At 31.5% G+C, this 17,378-nt stretch carries 18 protein-coding genes; 4 read left to right on the top strand and 14 right to left on the bottom strand.

Features of this window, described 5'->3' with window-relative positions:
• Positions 1-53 precede the first annotated feature (53 nt).
• The 4 genes from Q9969_RS11045 to Q9969_RS11030 are packed head-to-tail and all read left to right on the top strand — an operon-like array spanning position 54 to position 3,468.
• The gene (locus tag Q9969_RS11045) at positions 54-1,046 is read left to right on the top strand and encodes an ABC transporter permease (protein ID WP_305512892.1); all 993 of its coding nucleotides are present in this window, start codon (positions 54-56) and stop codon (positions 1,044-1,046) included.
• Positions 1,039-1,896, top strand: coding sequence for an ABC transporter permease (locus tag Q9969_RS11040; protein ID WP_305557729.1), 858 nt, complete (start codon positions 1,039-1,041; stop codon positions 1,894-1,896). Before Q9969_RS11045 ends, Q9969_RS11040 begins: the two co-directional genes overlap by 8 nt.
• Positions 1,897-1,904: 8 nt before the next feature.
• Positions 1,905-2,852 carry an ABC transporter ATP-binding protein gene (locus Q9969_RS11035; RefSeq protein WP_305512888.1) on the top strand — a complete coding sequence of 316 codons (948 nt, stop codon included), beginning with the start codon at positions 1,905-1,907 and terminating at the stop codon, positions 2,850-2,852.
• Between the two features lies 1 nt (position 2,853).
• The gene (locus Q9969_RS11030; protein ID WP_305557727.1) at positions 2,854-3,468 is read left to right on the top strand and encodes an ATP-binding cassette domain-containing protein; all 615 of its coding nucleotides are present in this window, start codon (positions 2,854-2,856) and stop codon (positions 3,466-3,468) included.
• A 261-nt stretch (positions 3,469-3,729) separates the two neighbouring features.
• On the opposite strand, the gene Q9969_RS11025 is transcribed toward Q9969_RS11030, so the two are convergent.
• From Q9969_RS11025 to Q9969_RS10960, 14 genes are all read right to left on the bottom strand, one after another.
• Positions 3,730-3,999, bottom strand: a complete 270-nt coding sequence (locus Q9969_RS11025) for a DUF6110 family protein (protein ID WP_305512884.1) — start codon at positions 3,997-3,999, stop codon at positions 3,730-3,732.
• Positions 4,000-4,015: 16 nt separating this feature from the next.
• Complete coding sequence (locus tag Q9969_RS11020) at positions 4,016-4,246, bottom strand: hypothetical protein (protein WP_305512882.1); 231 nt, start codon at positions 4,244-4,246, stop codon at positions 4,016-4,018.
• Between the two features lie 24 nt (positions 4,247-4,270).
• Positions 4,271-4,492 carry a hypothetical protein gene (locus Q9969_RS11015; protein ID WP_305512880.1) on the bottom strand — a complete coding sequence of 74 codons (222 nt, stop codon included), beginning with the start codon at positions 4,490-4,492 and terminating at the stop codon, positions 4,271-4,273.
• A 24-nt stretch (positions 4,493-4,516) separates the two neighbouring features.
• Positions 4,517-4,738 carry a hypothetical protein gene (locus Q9969_RS11010; RefSeq protein WP_305512878.1) on the bottom strand — a complete coding sequence of 74 codons (222 nt, stop codon included), beginning with the start codon at positions 4,736-4,738 and terminating at the stop codon, positions 4,517-4,519.
• Positions 4,739-4,935: 197 nt separating this feature from the next.
• Positions 4,936-7,338: a cation-translocating P-type ATPase gene (locus Q9969_RS11005; RefSeq protein ID WP_305557725.1), complete on the bottom strand. Its 2,403-nt coding sequence runs from the start codon at positions 7,336-7,338 to the stop codon at positions 4,936-4,938.
• Positions 7,339-7,356: 18 nt separating this feature from the next.
• The gene (locus Q9969_RS11000) at positions 7,357-7,731 is read right to left on the bottom strand and encodes a metalloregulator ArsR/SmtB family transcription factor (RefSeq protein ID WP_305512874.1); all 375 of its coding nucleotides are present in this window, start codon (positions 7,729-7,731) and stop codon (positions 7,357-7,359) included.
• A gap of 158 nt (positions 7,732-7,889) precedes the next feature.
• Positions 7,890-8,354 carry a DUF2124 domain-containing protein gene (locus Q9969_RS10995; RefSeq protein WP_305557723.1) on the bottom strand — a complete coding sequence of 155 codons (465 nt, stop codon included), beginning with the start codon at positions 8,352-8,354 and terminating at the stop codon, positions 7,890-7,892.
• Positions 8,355-8,428: 74 nt separating this feature from the next.
• Positions 8,429-10,618, bottom strand: a complete 2,190-nt coding sequence (locus tag Q9969_RS10990; protein ID WP_305557721.1) for an ABC transporter permease — start codon at positions 10,616-10,618, stop codon at positions 8,429-8,431.
• Positions 10,619-10,824: 206 nt separating this feature from the next.
• Positions 10,825-11,046, bottom strand: a complete 222-nt coding sequence (locus Q9969_RS10985; RefSeq protein ID WP_305512868.1) for a DUF1858 domain-containing protein — start codon at positions 11,044-11,046, stop codon at positions 10,825-10,827.
• 1 nt (position 11,047) lies between these two features.
• Complete coding sequence (locus Q9969_RS10980) at positions 11,048-11,734, bottom strand: DUF2249 domain-containing protein (protein ID WP_305557719.1); 687 nt, start codon at positions 11,732-11,734, stop codon at positions 11,048-11,050.
• 82 nt (positions 11,735-11,816) lie between these two features.
• Entirely contained in the window at positions 11,817-12,038 is a 222-nt protein-coding gene (locus tag Q9969_RS10975; RefSeq protein ID WP_305512865.1) for a hypothetical protein, read from the bottom strand.
• 65 nt (positions 12,039-12,103) lie between these two features.
• Positions 12,104-14,374, bottom strand: a complete 2,271-nt coding sequence (locus Q9969_RS10970; protein ID WP_305557717.1) for an ABC transporter permease — start codon at positions 14,372-14,374, stop codon at positions 12,104-12,106.
• Positions 14,375-16,645 carry an ABC transporter permease gene (locus Q9969_RS10965; protein WP_305557714.1) on the bottom strand — a complete coding sequence of 757 codons (2,271 nt, stop codon included), beginning with the start codon at positions 16,643-16,645 and terminating at the stop codon, positions 14,375-14,377.
• A 4-nt stretch (positions 16,646-16,649) separates the two neighbouring features.
• Positions 16,650-17,354 carry an ABC transporter ATP-binding protein gene (locus tag Q9969_RS10960; RefSeq protein WP_305512859.1) on the bottom strand — a complete coding sequence of 235 codons (705 nt, stop codon included), beginning with the start codon at positions 17,352-17,354 and terminating at the stop codon, positions 16,650-16,652.
• Between the last annotated feature and the right edge of the window lie 24 nt (positions 17,355-17,378).

Below are 17,378 nucleotides of genomic sequence, written 5' to 3'. Positions count from 1 at the left end.
GAGTTGAATTATTACAATTTAACTCATCTCTTTTTTTTATTAGGGGTTTTTTTATGGTAAACTATGAAAAATTAGCAAAATTTTTAGGTAAAAAAATTGTTAGATTAGTGATTTTGCTCATTTTTGTTATATTATTAAGTTTCTTCCTTATAGACATGTCTCCTATCAACCCTGTAAAAACATATATTAGTAATATAATAATTTCACAAAATCAAATAGCTCAATTAGAAGCTTACTGGGGAGTTAATGAACCAATCACAACTAAAATGGCAAATTGGTTAGGGAATATTATTCAAGGAGATTTTGGAACTTCCCTTATTTTTAGAGTACCTGTAATTGATGTTATCAAAGAAAGATTCTTAGCATCATTAGCTTTAATGCTGTCCTCATGGATTCTGTCTGGAATAATAGGATTTACATTAGGAGTTCTCGCAGGATTTAAAAAAGATACAATTGTTGATAAAGCTATTAAAGTATACTGTTACATATTACAATCTGCACCAACATTTTGGATTGCATTACTTATTTTAATGATATTTAGTGTATATTTAGGTTGGTTCCCAACTGGTTTAGGTGTTCCAATTGCAACATTAAGTGAAAATGTATCATTTTGGGATTGGTTAAACCGTTTGATCCTTCCAATGATTACATTAAGTATTGTGGGAATAGCTTCAATCGCATTGTATACACGGGATAAATTAATTGAAGAAATGAATAGTGATTATTTTTTATTTGCTAAAGCAAGAGGAGAGAGTGGTTGGAATCTAATTAAAAGACATGGAATTAGAAATATTCTACTTCCAGCAGTTACATTGCAATTTTTAGGATTTTCAGAATTATTCGGTGGAGCAGTTCTTGTCGAACAAATATTTACCTATCCCGGAATTGGACAGGCTGCAGTATCAGCAGGCCTTAAAAGTGATGTGCCTTTACTTTTAGGAATTGTAATATTTAGTGCAATATTTGTTTATTGCGGCAATTTAATTGCAGATTTAATTTATAACTTTGTAGATCCAAGAATTAAGGAGAGTGAAGAAGATGGTTAATACTGAAAAAGGAAGTCTTTATAATTCTATTGGTAAAATGAATTTAAGAACAAAAACATTGATAACCATTGGAATAACTGTATTTATATTGATTGCAGTTGTTATTTCAAGCTTACTTATTAATTCAGCAGACATCACAACTAATTTCCAGGCAATGAATCAAGCCCCCTCATTTGAACATTTATTTGGTACTGATTGGATGGGAAGAGACATGTTCACACGTACCCTAAAAGGATTAGGGTTGAGTGTTCAAATTGGAGCTGGAGCATCTGTATTAAGTAGTTTAATAGCTATTGGAATGGCATTTCTTTCAAGCACCAATAAATTCTTAGATGGATTTATTGCATGGTTAATTGATTTATTTTTATCAATTCCTCATATTTTATTAATTATTTTAATTTCAATTGCATTAGGCGGAGGAGCATTTGGAGTAACAATGGGTGTGGCTATTACACACTGGACTTCACTTGCAAGAGTTTTAAGAGCAGAAATCAAACAAATACAAACATCGGAGTTTGTTAAATTATCTGAAAGATTTGGAAAATCCAAATTATGGATTGCAAAAAAACACATTTTGCCGTTAGTAATCACACAGATAATTGTTGGTACCATTCTAATTTTCCCTCATGCAATTATGCACGAAGCCAGTGTAACATTTTTAGGATTCGGTTTATCACCTCATGAACCTGCAATCGGTATCATTTTATCAGAATCTATGAAATATCTTGCAACAGGTAACTGGTGGTTAGCATTATTCCCTGGTTTGGCATTATTAATTATTGTATTGCTATTTGATATTGTAGGCGAAAATATTAAGAAAATACTTGACCCAACAAGCGCTAATGAATAGGTGAGAAGATGGATAAAATATTAGATGTGGAAAATGTATCAATTTCATTTATCCAATACACACAAGGATTAAATCAAAGAAATTTACATGTAATTACCGATTTAACCCTAGACATGACTGAAGGTGAAATTTTAGCAGTACTTGGTTCAAGTGGTTCTGGAAAAAGTCTACTTGCACATGCAATATTCGGAATCCTACCGGAAAATGCTAATTTAAAAGGAAAAATAAAATATAAAGGAAAAGAATTATCACAAAAAGATAAAGAAGAAATTCGTGGAAAAGAAATAGGATTAATCCCTCAATCAGTTAATTTCCTAAATCCACTGATGAAAATATCTGACCAAGCAATTGGACATACTGAAAGTGATGAAGAAAAAAAAGAGAAAAAACAAAAGCAAAGAGAACTCTTTAAACGTTACAATTTAGGTCCTGAAGTGGATGACATGTACCCCTTCCAATTATCCGGAGGAATGGCAAGAAGAGTGCTTGTATCAACTGCATTATTATCAAGTCCGAAACTTGTAGTGGCTGACGAGCCAACACCGGGACTTGATGAAAAAACAGTCAAAGAAACATTAAATCACTTCAAAAATATGAAAGAAGATGGAGTTGGAGTGCTTTTAATTACACATGACATTCATGCCGCATTAGAAATAGCTGATAGAATTGGAATATTCTATGCAGGTTATGTAATAGAAATAGCTGAGAATAAAGATTTCTCCGGAGATGGTGAAAACCTACTCCATCCTTACACAAAAGCATTATACAAAGCATTGCCTGCAAATGGATTCCATCTAACACATGGCCACCAACCTTTACACGGAGAAATCCCTAAAGGCTGCCCCTACTATGAAAGATGTGAAATGAGATTTGAAAAATGTAAGAGTGAATGCCCACAACTAATTGATCTTGGAAATAAAAAAGTTAGATGTTTTAAATACCAAGAAGGTGCATAAAATGGAACTTAAAGGAACAAACATTTCATTTAAATATCCACTAGCAAAAGAATTCTTACTAAAGGATATTGACATATATCTGGACAACAATAAAATCATAGGTTTAGTTGGAGATAGTGGTATTGGAAAATCAACACTATGCGAAATACTATCTGGATACCTAACAAATTTTGAAGGAAATGTGGAACTTGATGGGGAAAAATTACCTCAAAAAGAGTTCTGCCCAGTGCAATTAATTTACCAGCACCCAGAAAAGGTAATGAATCCGAAATGGAAAATGAAAGATGTCCTTGAAGAATCCTGGAATGTTGACGATAATCTTTTAGACGAATTCGGAATTCAAAAATCTTGGTTTACCCGATTTCCTCAAGAACTTTCAGGAGGAGAACTTCAAAGATTTTCCGTATTAAGAGCTCTCAATCCAAAAACAAAGTTCTTAATTGCAGATGAAATGACAACGATGCTTGATGCAATAACACAAGTGCAAATTCTAGATGCTGTGTTGAAAATAGTTCGCCAAAGAAAAATGGGATTTTTGCTTGTAAGTCATGATATGGATCTTGTTAATACAATCTGTGATGACATAATCTATTTTGAAGATATTAATGGTATTTAATCATTAATATCCATTACTTTTTGTCTATGCTTGCGCATAATCCTGAAACCCATCAATTAAACTTTAAAAACTAGAAATCATTAATGAAACAATAATTGGAATTGACATCTAAGCAATGCTTTTTTTATGATTACCAATCATTACCTCAATATTATTTACAGAATCATTATTAATCAGGATAATAATTAAAAGTTATTCAAATATAAGATTAATTATTTGAAAAATTTTAAAAATATAAAAAGAAAAAAATAAAAAAAAGAATTATTCTTTTTTAGCAACATAAATTTCTTGTTTAGTGCTTGCATTTGCATCGAAAACAATATCTTCCGCATTTTCTTTAATGTCCTGAAATGTTTCTTCAGCATCTTTTTTAGTAGAAATTACACCAGCCATTCCTTTTGTGGCTAAATCTTTAGCAGCTTGTGATTTAATGATTTGTGCACCAATTATTGCTGTTGCAATTCCACCTGCAAATAATAATGCATGTTTATGTTCTTTTGCAAATGCAGGTAAATGTTTTTTGAATACCATTAAAATTCCTCTTGAGTTATTCTTTAGATTCAACAACTATCTCTTCAGCTTCAGCTTTCATATCAGATACAATTTTTTCTGCATCTTGTTTAATTGAAATGACTTCAGCCAAAGCATTAGTAGCAGTATCTTTTACAATATCGGATTCCAATACTTTTTTACCGATTACTGCTGCAGCCACTCCACCAGTAAATATTACTGCCGCTTGGTGACCAATTGCTAAACCCACTAAACGTTTCAATACCATATCAATCCCTCACGAAATTAAAATTTATTCTTCAGCTATTTCTTCAGCTTCTTTTTTCATATCTTCAATCGCTTTTTCAGCATCTTGTTTAGCAGAAATGACTCCTGCCATAGCGTTAGTTGCCGTCTCTTTTACAACACCAGACTCTAACACTTTTTTACCAACAATTGCAGTAGCAACACCACCTGCAAAAATTAATGCAGCCTTGTGTTCAATTGCATGATCTAAAATTTTTTTAAAAACCATATTGATCCCTCTAATTAATTAAATTTATTCTTCAGCTATTTCTTCAGCTTCTTTTTTCATATCTTCAACAGCTTTTTCAGCATCTTGTTTAGCAGACATTACTCCTGCAACAGCTTGAGTAGTAGCATCCTTTACGGTTTTTGATTCAATGATTTTTTTACCGATAATCGCAGTTGCAATTCCACCTACAAATAATAATGCAGATTTGTGTTCAACGATTTTATTCATGTATTTTGGGTGTATCATTTTTAATTACTCCTAAATTTTTAAATTCAAATCAATTAATATTCCTTGTTATAACATTATGAAAAAAGTAGTATATAAAGTAATCGGTTTAAAAGGTTTTTTAGGTTAATCTAACAATTTATATTTAGTTATAACTAATTTAGGAAACTCTAAACCCTTTTTAAATTTAGTCATTCCAAAAAATGAATAAAAAGAAATTAGAATAAAGGATCTTTTACCATCCCAATTCTAAATGAATTTAATATAACAAGCAAGGTCAGTCCTAAATCTCCAAAACCAACAGACATCATTAATGTGATAATGCCTAAAATTGCAAGTACAACACATAACAATTTAACTGCAATTGCTACACTAATATTTTGTTTAATAATTCCCATTGTTTTATGAGATAATGAGAATAAATACGGGAGTTTTGAAATATCATCTTGCATTAATGCAACATCTGCTGTTTCAATAGCTACATCAGAACCTGCAGCACCCATAGCAATACCTATATTTGCACGTGCTAAAGCTGGTGCATCGTTAATACCATCCCCAATCATAGCCACATTACCAAATTTATTCCTGATGGTATCAAGGAGGTTTAATTTATCTTCAGGAAGCAAATCAGAATATACATAATTAATTCCAATTTCATCTGCTACTTTACGAGCTGCCAGTTTATTATCTCCTGTAAGCATGACAGTCTGAATACCTTGACTGTTTAAATCGGCAACTACTTCAGAAGCATTAGATCTGAGTTTGTCCGCTACAGTAATAATGCCCAATACTTTTTCTGAATTTCCAACAAAGACAATTGTTTTTCCTTCAGAAGTGCGTTTATTAATATCGTCTCTTGAGATATCAAATGAACTTCCTTCAATTAATGATTCATTAGCAGCATAATATTCAACACCATTAATGATACCAACGATTCCTTTACCTGGAACATTTTTAAACTCGTCAATATCATCAAATTCAATATCATTCATTGTTGCATAGTCCACAATAGATTGTGCAATAGGGTGAGATGATTTATGCTCTAAAGAAGCTGCAATATTAACAATATCGTTTTCTGAGAATGCCTCATCGACAACTTCAACTTCACTTAAAACTAATTTGCCCTCTGTTAAAGTACCAGTTTTATCAAAGATTACGGCTTTAATATCCCTCATTTCCTCAACATAACTACTTCCTTTAATTAATACTCCATTTTTTGTAGCTGAAGTAATGGCAGATACCATGCCAACTGGTGTTGAGATTAAAAATGCACAAGGACAGGAAATTACTAATAATGAAAGTGCTTTATAAACCCAATCAATTAATGGCTGACCAAATAATAAATTAGGAACAAGTGCAACACAAATTGCAGCAACCATCATGACCGGAGTGTAATATTTAGCTACTTTCTCAACAAGAGATTCAGTTTCAGACACATTTAGTTGGGACCTTTTAACTAATGTTACTATTTTAGAAATTACAGAATCTTTTGCTTTTTTAGTAACAACCATCTCTAAGTATCCGTCTTCATTAACAGTCCCGGAAAATACTTCATCCCCAATCTCTTTTAAAACAGGAACACTCTCTCCAGTAATGGAAGCTTGATTAATTGAAGATGAACCATATACAACAGAACCATCTAAAGGAACTTTATCTCCAGGTTTGACAATGACAATTTCACCAATATTAACATCATCAACATTTCTTAACTCTTCAGAATCTCCTACTTTAACTCTAGCGGTTTCAGGAGCAATCTCGACTAAAGATTTAATGGAACGTTTTGCACGGTGTTCTGCATAATCTTCTAAGAATTCAGCAATAAAGTAAAGGAATGTTACGGCAGCACCTTCTTCAGGATGCCCTATGATGAATGAAGCAACACAAGCAATACACATTAACATTGCCGGGCCAATAGTGTGCCTTTTAACTAATGAGTTATATGCAAGAATTGCAATTTCATAACCTGCAATTAAAGCACCTAACATGAATATTAAAGTAACGATAGTTGGGTTAAATGATAAGAATTCTAAAATATGGCCTGCAGCAAAACATATTCCACTTCCAACGATGATTTGAATTGGTCTATTAGCTATTAAAGGTTTACCCTCTGCCAATAATTCTTCATTTTCCTCACCATGGTCATGATCATCATCTGCACAATCCGGACATCCGCAAATACTTATTTCAACATCATCATCATGGTCATGACAATCACAATCAGAATCACTACAAACATCCCCATCAACATGAGAATGCTCATGCTCGTGACCATGACCCTCTGCACAATCAGAATCACTACAAACATCCCCATCAACATGAGAATGCTCATGCTCGTGGTCATGATGTTGGTGATCATGGTCGTGATCATGATCATCTGCACAATCAGGACATCCACAAATACTTATTTCAACATCCTCATCATAATCTATTTCTTCTCTGTGATCATATGCATTTAAATCAGTTTTTTTCTGATAATCTTTTAATAATCGTTTATTATAATGATTAGAATCTGTACAATGTACTTCGTCGCAATTTGAATCGTAACAGATATAATTATAATGTTCTGGATTGTGACAGTCTTCATCTTGACAATCTGCATCGTAACATCTATTATCTGTCATAATATCACCAATTAAAAATTATTCTAATATATGTTCCAAACCTACTTTGTAAATCATTTCAATGTGAAGGTCTGTAAGAGAATATCTTGCCAGTTTTCCTTCTTTTTGATATTTAACAATGTTATTAGCACGTAAGATTCTTAATTGATTTGAAACAGTTGTTTGGTTTAAATCAAGTGCCTCACAAATGTCACATACACATAAATCTTCAATGCTAAGCAGGGAAATAATTTTTAATCTTGTTGGATTTCCAAATATTTTAAAAAACTCTGAAAGATCAGTGAATTCATTTTCATTAGGTATACGTTCTTTAATACGTTCAACAACATCTTCATGAGAGTTGAAAACTTCACACATATCATAATTTTTCTTTTCAAGATTATTATTTTCCATGGTCATCACACATATCATATATTTACATATTATGATATGTTCATATATTTAAATGTTTTCATATCATGATATTATGATATGTTATTAGAAAATGATTTTTACTAAAAAAACAATTAGAACAATAGCTAAAAAGTAATAAAGTAATTAAACTAAATTAATTACTTTTTAACAGTACCAATTAAAGTACCATTAATAACACAGTCAAAATCTATTCTTTCAAGCCAGCCAGCTTTAGTGAACATGTCCATGAAACAAAATCCCATTAACTGACCGTCCTCTTTTAAGATACTATTAACTAAACTCATTAACTCATCAGTATCAACATCATATTTAGGCATTGAAAGCCCACCCAACAATACTACAACATCAGAATCATGAGGATCAGATACTTCATCTTTTAAAACCATAGCATATGATTTTGACTCAAATTCATGACATTCCTCAATATCCAATAATGGAATGAAATGATTTTCCTTATCTCTTACTGCATAAGCCATAAACTCGGCAAATGGAGTACAAACACCTGGAGATCCAATATAAGTAATCTTCTGAGCATCTCCAACTTCTTTTTTAAAAGTTGCTAATTGTCCATTTAATCCTTTCCATTCATATGCGTCTTCCATCAAACCAACTCCTTAAACATGATTTATATTTAATCTCATTATTAAAAATTCTATTTAAATTGCTAATATAATTATTATTCAATATCTTTAAGTGCTTCAACCATATGCAAATCACCAATTTTATCTGAAAACAATAAATTAACACCAACAGATATTGAAAACGTTATAAAAGCAGCGAGTAAAATATTTCCCCAAGTTAAAGAAGGAATATAATACAAAGAATCCCCTGCAGCATTCATCATCAAGGTCATGAAGTAAAATCCCAATGGAATTCCTAAAATAAATCCAATGGCTGTGAAAAACAAGTTCTGAGTGAGGAGTAATTTCCTTAGCACATTTGTTTTAAACCCTAAAACTTTTAAAGTTGCGATTTCCCTCTCCATTTCAGTAAATGATAAAATACCTAAATTATATAACACTAAAAAGGCCATTATAACTGCTACAACAGTTACAACATAAACCATCATCATTACAGATGAAGTCATCTGATTCCAACTTTTTTCCATTTTATCAATACTTGTCTCAGATTTAATTGAATCAAAGTGTTCTCCAAACTCGTCAGGTGTTAATATGGAAGTTGGAGTGAAATTTAAACCCTGATCTTCTAAAGTGTCTGGAGACATTATTAAACCTTGTGATACTGGTTCTGCATGAATTTGACCTATTTTAGAGCTTACCCACTTATCATTTCCAACAATATGCCATTTAATTTTATCTCCAATGCTTAAATTAAATCTCTCAGCAAGTTTTTTAGAAATTGAAACATCACCCTCATCAATATCAATAGGATTTCGATTACTATCAGTATAAGATATTAAATCAGTGTTATTTGTAACTAAAAGCGTTGCCGTGTCTTCCATACCATTAGCTTTAAGTTCCATAGATTGTTGCATTATAAAGCTACCACCAGTTTCATTTAAAATATAATACAATTCCATGGGATTTGCATCCTGAGATAAAGAGAGTTTAGCCCCATAATGACTTATATCCTCATATTCCCATGATTTTAATTCATTCATACTATCATTCATGCCGAATGCAGCTATTAAAAGTGCAACACATCCCATTACCCCTACAATTGTCATTAAAGCTCTGAATTTATTTCTTCTCGCATTCCTTATGTTCCAACGAATATTGAAATTTAAATGATTCCACATTTTCATTTTTTCAATAAGCATTTTAGAAGAATTGCCTGGTGCTTTAGGCCTCATAGTATTGGCGGGATTTTCTTTTGAAATTCTTATACATGAAATATAAGTTACAAAAACAGATGATGCAACCATCAATACTGTAATATAAATAAAACTCATATCAAATCCAGGATTCCAAGCAGGCATACTATAACGCGCCATCATTGATGGATAAAACATTTGAGGAATAATCATAGGTCCTGCAAGTAATCCCAAAATAGCTCCAGCTAAAACCGGCAAGAATCCATATGAAATATAATGTAAAATTATTGATTTGTCTTTAAAACCAACTGCCTTTAGAATTCCAATTTGAGTTCTCTGATTGGAAATAATTCTTGTCATCGTGGTTAAAAGTGTTAGAAAAGTAACTAAAACAAACACTATTGGGAAAACATCCCCAATCATTTTATGCTGCGCCATTTCATCTCCAAATTTCGCAACACTAAGTTGGTCGGATTGTTTTGTAAATGATAAATAATCAATCGAATCATCTAATTTATCTTTAAAATACCTATCTGAATGGTTATATTTGACAAGTACCGTATTATATTCAATGTCTCCAGGATATGCCCCGCTAGACAAATATGCAAATCCTATTTGTGAAAAATCAGGAGTGAGGGAACTTGAAGAAGTTTCGTAAATGTATTCAGGAGAATATCCCAAACCTTTAATTTCTTTTTTAAATGTTTGATTGTCAAATTCAAATTTGATTTTATCCCCAATATGCAAATCCCTAGCATCAGCAAAACGTTTATCTAACCATACTCCAGATTTATCTGAAGGATTGAAATCTTCACCTTCAGTTGAATAAAATTTAGAAACCGACCCGTCTTTGGTGAAATGCAGCGTTATGTCTGGCTTGCCCTCCATGTCAACTACTGATTGAACTACAGCTTGCCTATCTGATTGCGTTGAAAATTCGTTAATTTTATTAATAGCTGCCTCATCAAAATCGTTATTGTAAATCCACCCATCAGCAAGATTAGTATCCATGTAAAACTGACTTGAGGTTTGCTCTAGCCCATAATATTCAGCATAAATACCACAGTAAGCAAAAATGCCCAAAAATGCCATTAGAAATATTGCAATAAATTGTGTTCTATTGATTTTTATATCCCTTAGCATTTTTTTAAATAACGACATGATATAATATTAGAAAATTAAAATATAAAAAACCTATTTAAATGGATTAAATGCATTATTAAAATCATGACTAAAAAATTTAAATTAAACTAGGTATTTTACATTAACATCAAGATATACATCAATTTAATATGATATTAGTGAGATTCAATTATTTTATCTAAAATTAAAATAAGCTCATCAACACTAATTCCAGAGCGTTTACTCATATCTGAAATATCCGCTTTTCTCATCATGACTTTAGCCATAGGAGTTTTAAGCATTTTAAATTTTGTATTTGTTTTTGGAAGTTCATCTTTTAAAAAAGGATATTTTTTTATTAAATCCATCAATTTAGTGTCTGGTGTAATTTCAACCAAATTAAATCACCTTAACATCAGGATTTTTCTCGCCAAATTCTTCTTTGAGTTTAGCACATATTTCTGGTCTTTCAACACCTTTTTCTTCCATCTTTTTAATGGTCTTATATGCATTAAATAGTGTTGATGGCCCGATTTCAGAACTAAAGTATCCAATTCCTTGATTCCAAGCAAAAAGTTCAAACACATCATCTAATGCTCTTGAATCAATTCCATGAATGTAACCTTTAACAAGTTCTCGTGTTGCCTGACGCATTCTTCCAGCACCAACAGCATTAGTTAGTGACAGCAACAATCTTGTTTCATAATCAAGAAAACGATTTTCATCACTCCAAGTCAAATCCCAAAATTGTACCGCTACCTCCCCCAGACCATCATCGATTATTGGCATGTTTGTAAGTGCAACTGGCCTCATTGGAATGTCTTTAGTAGGTTGTTTTACTTCTATTCTGTAGAAATATGCATGGAATTCATGGTCATCTACTTTTTCTGTATGATGTTCAAATCCCAAATCTTCCATTACTTCATATAAAGGAATTGGATCAAAAGTTTGAATAACCTCCAAACCATTATCTTTTTCTATTTTCATTGCAAGTTTTTTTAATGCTGGAAAAAAGTTTCCAGATAATCCTCTAACATCTTTTACTTTAAATTCAGAAATTTTATCTTTCCAATTATCATAAGACATATTTTCACCTTAATATTTAGTTATGCCTAAATGTTATATAAAGATTTTGTCACTTTTTAAGTATTAAATGTATAAAAAAAGATTAATATGAGTTAATTAACTCATTAAAAAGAAAAACTGTTTCATCGACAGACATCTCAGCACGTTGACTGACTTCTGACAAATCTGCTTCCCATAAAGAAATTTTACCCATCGGAGTTACTAAAAATTCAAATTTCCAGTTACTTTTGGCCAAATCTCTTTTAAGTAAGGGATAAGTATTGAGTAAATCCATATATTTTGATTTTTCAGTTACTTCAATCATGATAATAGTTTAAATTAACCCCATTTAAAAGTTTTGTCACTTGAAAAGTATAATAAGTAGGTTAGCTACTCATTATCTTTAAGTGATTCAACCATGTCTAATCTCTTGAGTTTACCTGAAAACATTAAGTTTACTAAAATTGAAACCACATATGTGATTAAAAAGGTTACAACAAATGTTTTAAGTGTTAAAGTTACAGATATGAAAAATGAATCGCCCATTGTTGAAAACATATACTGTATTCCCAACAATCCCAAAGGAATTCCAATTATAAATCCAATGGTAGTAAACCATAAATTTTGTGTTAAAAGCAATTTCCTTAGTTTATCTGTTTTGAAACCTAAAACTTTTAGAGTAGCTAATTCACGTTTAATTTCAGTGAAAGACAATAAACCCAAATTATACAATACAATTATTGATAATAATGTTGCAAATACTACCAATAAATAACTCATACTCATAGATGATTCCATCATATCATCCCAACTTTCAGTTAAAGAATCAATTGAAAGAATTGTTTTGATGCCCTTATAATTATGATCCACATCTTCTGAAGTGATTATGCTAGTTACATTATAATCAATACCCAAATCATCTAATTTTTCTTTAGATATTATTAAACCTTGAGAAGTTGGGTCACCATGAATTCTATCAATTTTTGTTTTTACCCATTTATCTGAACCCATTATGTGCCATTTAACAGTATCACCGACACCAACACCCAATAAATCAGCCATTTTTTGTGAAATTGAAACTTCATCATCCCCAATTTCAATAGGATTTCTATTAGTATCGGTTGGAGTGTACAGTTTATTATCGTCAAGGACTTCTAAAACTCCCGATTTTTTAACGTCCCCCGATTTAATCTCAATTGAACCTTCCATTAATTTTTCACCATCAACATCCTCAACAACATCATCAATTTGAGAATCAGTTGCATTTTTTTCAACAACTAATTTTGAAGAGTAATGATTAATGTCATCATAAGACCATGATTTCATTTCATCAAAACTATCCATAGCTCCAAATGAAGCAATAATAATCATTGTACAACCTAAAACACCAACAATACTCATTAATGCTCTGAATTTATTTCTTTTAGCATCACGATAATTCCAACGAGCATTAAACGATAATTTTTTCCAAATTTTAGATTTCTCAAATAGTCCTGAAGAGGAGACCTTTGGAATTTTTGGCTTTATAGCTTGTGAAGGACTTTCTTTTGAAATACTCCTACATGCAATATATGAAACTAAAAATGACAAAATGACCATGGCTACAGTTGCAAAAATAAAACTAACATCAAAACCACTTAACCAATAAGGTAAACTATACAATGATGTAAATTCATCAAACACCACTGGAGGTATTGTTAAAGGTCCTAAAATAAAACCTAGAATGCTTCCTGCTAAAACCATCCAAAATCCATATGAAATATAATGAATCATTATTGTGCGATTTTTAAATCCTAATGCTTTTAAAACACCTATTTGAGTTCTTTGATTTGAAATTATTCTTGTCATTGTAGTTAATAAGGTTAACATTGCAATAATAATAAATATTAATGGAATAAATCCTGTCATCACTTTGTGTTGATCAGTTTCATCTTGAAACCCTGCAAAACTTGGATTGACAGCCCTGTCCATAAATGTAGTGTAATCATCGCCTAATTTATCATCAAGTTCATGTTCATAATCACTCGCACTTCCATCAAATTTAACAAGTAAAACATTATATGGAACATCAGCCATTGGAAATGCTTTATAAGACATGTAAGCGAAACCCATTTTATCAAAATCTGGAATCATTGAAGTGTCTGAGGTTTGATAAACATGCTCTGGAGAATATCCTAAACCTTTAATTTCCTTTTTGATTTCTAATCCGTTAACTTTAAAAGTAATATTATCCCCAATATCTAAATTTTTAGCTTCAACAAATCTTATATCTAACCATACACCCTCTTTATCAGATAAATCAAATTTTTCACCTTTAACCGAATAAAATTTAGATATATCATCATCGGCTAAAAAATGCAGCCTAATGTCCGGATCATTTTTAAAATCAACTACCGAACTTAAAACCAATTGTTTTTCTACATCTTTTGTTGATTCAATGTCCTTAACTTTATCAATTAAATCATTACCAACATTGTTTGAATAAATCCAACCATCAGCTAGATTTGTTTCATTATAATAAGTATTTGCAGTTTCTTCCAAACCAAAGGATTCAGCTCCAAAACCTACAAATACAAAAATGCCTAAAAAGGCCATCAAAAATATAGAGATAAATTGAATCTTATGACTCTTAATATCTCTAACCATCTTTTTTGATAACATTTACTCACCACTTTTAAGAGATTCTACCATGTCAAGATTTTTAATTTTACTTGAAAACATTAGGTTTACAATTATTGACAATGCAAATGTTATTATTGCAGATAAAAGGAAATTGGTAATTGAAATTGAAGGAACTATAAAAAAGGAATCACCTGATGATTTCCACATGGCATCCAATATGAAATAACCTACAGGCAAACCAAATATAAATCCAATAGCTGTAAACCACAAGTTTTGTGTTAACAATAATTTTCTCAAAGCTCGTGTTTTGAATCCCAATACTTTCAATGTTGCAATTTCCCTTTCAATTTCTGTAAATGACAACAATCCTAAATTATAAAGTACAACAACTGCTAAAAGGGAAGCAAAGAATATTAAAATATAAATTAATAACCACATAGCACTCATAAGTGAATCATAACTAGAAGTCATGTCTTCCATAGTATTTGCTGCTTTTACACCATCATATTTCTCATCAACTGGCTCAGAAGTTAATATGCTAGTTGCAGTGTAGTTTATATCCAAATCCTTCAATTTTTCAGCAGACATGATCAATCCCTGTGAAATTGGATCGGCATGGATTTTATCGATTTTTATTTTAACCCATTTATCTGAACCCATAATATGCCATTTAATAGTGTCACCAACATCAACATCCAGCAAATTGGCCATTTTTTGTGAAATTGAAACTTCATCATCATCAATTTTTATCTTATCCCAATTAACATCAGTTGGAGTTATTAAATCAGTGCCATTTAAAACTAAAAGCGAACCCGATTTTTTAGCCGAATCAGATTGTATTTCAATAGCTGATTCCATTATTTTATCACCATTAACCTTATCAGCTATTTCATCCACTTCAGAGGCAGTTGTATCTTCATCAATCACTAGTTTTGAGCCATAATGATTAATATGTGAAAATTCCCATTCCTTTAAATCATTTGCCCCATCATACATTCCAAATGCACATACTAAAAGTGCAGAACAACCCATAACTCCAATAATAGTCATTAGTCCACGAGATTTATTTCTTTTGGCATCACGGTAATTCCAACGAGCATTAAATGATAAACGTTTCCAGAAACTAAATTTTTCAACAAACCCGGATGATGAAACCTTAGGCATCTTAGGCCTTATTGTATCGGCTGGTTTTTCAGAGGAGATACTATTAACTGAATAATATGAAACTGCAAGAGACATTATAACCATTAAAGCAGCCACATATACAAAGCTCATACTCCATGCAGGATCCCAATAAGGCATTATATATGTAGAACTCATTGATGGATGAAACAGTGGAGGCAATGTCATTGGCCCTAAAATCAAACCTAAAATTGCACCAATTAAAACCAACCAAAATCCATAGGATATATAATGTAGAATAATTGAAATATTACTGAATCCACTAGCCTTTAGAATACCAATCTGATTTCTTTGATGAGTAATAATCCTTCTCATTGTTGTTAAAAGTATCAACATTGCAATTAGAATAAATACAACAGGGAACAAATCCCCCATCATTTTATGCTGGTCTATTTCATCAGCAAATTGAGCTACACTTGTATGTTCAGACCTATCAACAAAAGAACTATAATATCCATCTAATCTATATTCCAATAACTTCTCGTATGTATCTGAATCTCCATCAAATTTAACTTCCAAAACATTATATGAAATGTTATCTCCAGGAAATGCCTTATAAGATAAATAAGCAAAACCAATTTTGTCAAAATCAGGGATAATTGAAGATGATGAAGCATGGTAAACGTATTCTGGAGAATATCCCAAACCTCTAATTTCTTTTTTGATTTTATGACCTTCAAATGTAAAAGAAATTTTATCTCCAACTTTCAGGTTTTTAGCATCGGCAAAACTCTTATCCAACCATACACCATTTTTATCATTAATATCCAATGGTTTTCCTTCGAGCAAAAAGAATTTTGAAATAGTGTTATTTTCAACAAAGTGCAGAGTAACATCAGGATCATTTTTAAAATCGGCTGCCGAATCGACAACATATTGTCTTTCCATTTGATTAGTTGCACCCAGATACTCAACTTGATATAAAAATAAATCATTAATACCCATTGAATAAATCCAACCGTCAGCCAGATTGGTATCTTCATAGTAGTTATCAATATTAACTTCAAGACCTATTGATTCACCACCAACACCTGAAAATACAAATACTCCTAAAAAAGCCATTAAAAAGATAGAAAGAAATTGGGTTTTATGTTTTCTGATGTCTCTTAACATCTTTTTGAAAAGCATATGCTCACCATTCTAAATCAGTTACTTTTTTAGGATTTTCATTAATTGCCATATCTTCAATTTGACCATTTTTAATTCTGATTACTTTATCGGCCGCTTCTGCAAGTATTGCATTGTGTGTTACTATAACGACAGTTGTGTTTTGGTTGTTACTCATATCTTGAAGTAAATTGAGAATCAACACACCTGTTTTTGAATCAAGTGCACCTGTCGGTTCATCACATAAAAGCATAGTAGGTTGTTTTGCAACAGCTCTTGCAATTGATACTCTTTGCTGTTCCCCTCCAGATAATTGTGCTGGGAATTGATTTGAATGATCCTCAAGACCAACTGATGAAAGTACAGCTTCACCATTGATATTTACATCCACAATATCTTTCATTAATTCAACATTTTCCAATGCAGTTAAATTAGGAATCAAGTTATAAAATTGGAAAATAAATCCAACATTATTAGCTCTGTATTCAGTTAGTTGATTATCATTAAATGATTCAACATGATTGCCTTTAACAATGATTTCACCAGAAGTAACTGAATCAAGACCTCCCAATAAATTTAGAAGTGTTGATTTGCCCGCTCCTGAGGGTCCCAGAATTACAACAAACTCCCCTTCATCGATTGTAAAATTAACATTGTCCATAGCTTTTAAAACGTGACCGCCAGATTTATAGATCTTGCTCACATTCTTAAATTCGATAATTGTGCTCATTAATATTACCTTCTAATGTATAAT

Origin of the sequence: Methanobrevibacter sp. V74 (assembly GCF_963082495.1) — an archaeon.
Classification (GTDB): Archaea; Methanobacteriota; Methanobacteria; order Methanobacteriales; family Methanobacteriaceae; genus Methanocatella.
The sequence above is the reverse complement of the archived record's forward strand: the minus strand, read 5'-3'. Positions and strand labels throughout refer to the sequence as shown.

Bases quoted from the DNA above. Each gene is read 5' to 3' on its own strand.
- Q9969_RS11040 (WP_305557729.1), top strand. From the start codon at position 1,039: ATGGTTAATACTGAAAAAGGAAGTCTTTATAATTCTATTGGTAAAATG.
- Q9969_RS11030 (WP_305557727.1), top strand. From the start codon at position 2,854: ATGGAACTTAAAGGAACAAACATTTCATTTAAATATCCACTAGCAAAA.
- Q9969_RS11015 (WP_305512880.1), bottom strand. From the start codon at position 4,492: ATGGTTTTTAAAAAAATTTTAGATCATGCAATTGAACACAAGGCTGCA.
- Q9969_RS10980 (WP_305557719.1), bottom strand. From the start codon at position 11,734: ATGTCTTATGATAATTGGAAAGATAAAATTTCTGAATTTAAAGTAAAA.
- Q9969_RS11025 (WP_305512884.1), bottom strand. From the start codon at position 3,999: ATGGTATTCAAAAAACATTTACCTGCATTTGCAAAAGAACATAAACAT.
- Q9969_RS10970 (WP_305557717.1), bottom strand. From the start codon at position 14,374: ATGTTATCAAAAAAGATGGTTAGAGATATTAAGAGTCATAAGATTCAA.
- Q9969_RS10965 (WP_305557714.1), bottom strand. From the start codon at position 16,645: ATGCTTTTCAAAAAGATGTTAAGAGACATCAGAAAACATAAAACCCAA.
- Q9969_RS11010 (WP_305512878.1), bottom strand. From the start codon at position 4,738: ATGATACACCCAAAATACATGAATAAAATCGTTGAACACAAATCTGCA.
- Q9969_RS10990 (WP_305557721.1), bottom strand. From the start codon at position 10,618: ATGGCATTTTTGGGCATTTTTGCTTACTGTGGTATTTATGCTGAATAT.
- Q9969_RS11000 (WP_305512874.1), bottom strand. From the start codon at position 7,731: ATGGAAAATAATAATCTTGAAAAGAAAAATTATGATATGTGTGAAGTT.
- Q9969_RS11020 (WP_305512882.1), bottom strand. From the start codon at position 4,246: ATGGTATTGAAACGTTTAGTGGGTTTAGCAATTGGTCACCAAGCGGCA.
- Q9969_RS11035 (WP_305512888.1), top strand. From the start codon at position 1,905: ATGGATAAAATATTAGATGTGGAAAATGTATCAATTTCATTTATCCAA.
- Q9969_RS10995 (WP_305557723.1), bottom strand. From the start codon at position 8,354: ATGGAAGACGCATATGAATGGAAAGGATTAAATGGACAATTAGCAACT.
- Q9969_RS11045 (WP_305512892.1), top strand. From the start codon at position 54: ATGGTAAACTATGAAAAATTAGCAAAATTTTTAGGTAAAAAAATTGTT.
- Q9969_RS11005 (WP_305557725.1), bottom strand. From the start codon at position 7,338: ATGACAGATAATAGATGTTACGATGCAGATTGTCAAGATGAAGACTGT.
- Q9969_RS10960 (WP_305512859.1), bottom strand. From the start codon at position 17,354: ATGAGCACAATTATCGAATTTAAGAATGTGAGCAAGATCTATAAATCT.
- Q9969_RS10975 (WP_305512865.1), bottom strand. From the start codon at position 12,038: ATGATTGAAGTAACTGAAAAATCAAAATATATGGATTTACTCAATACT.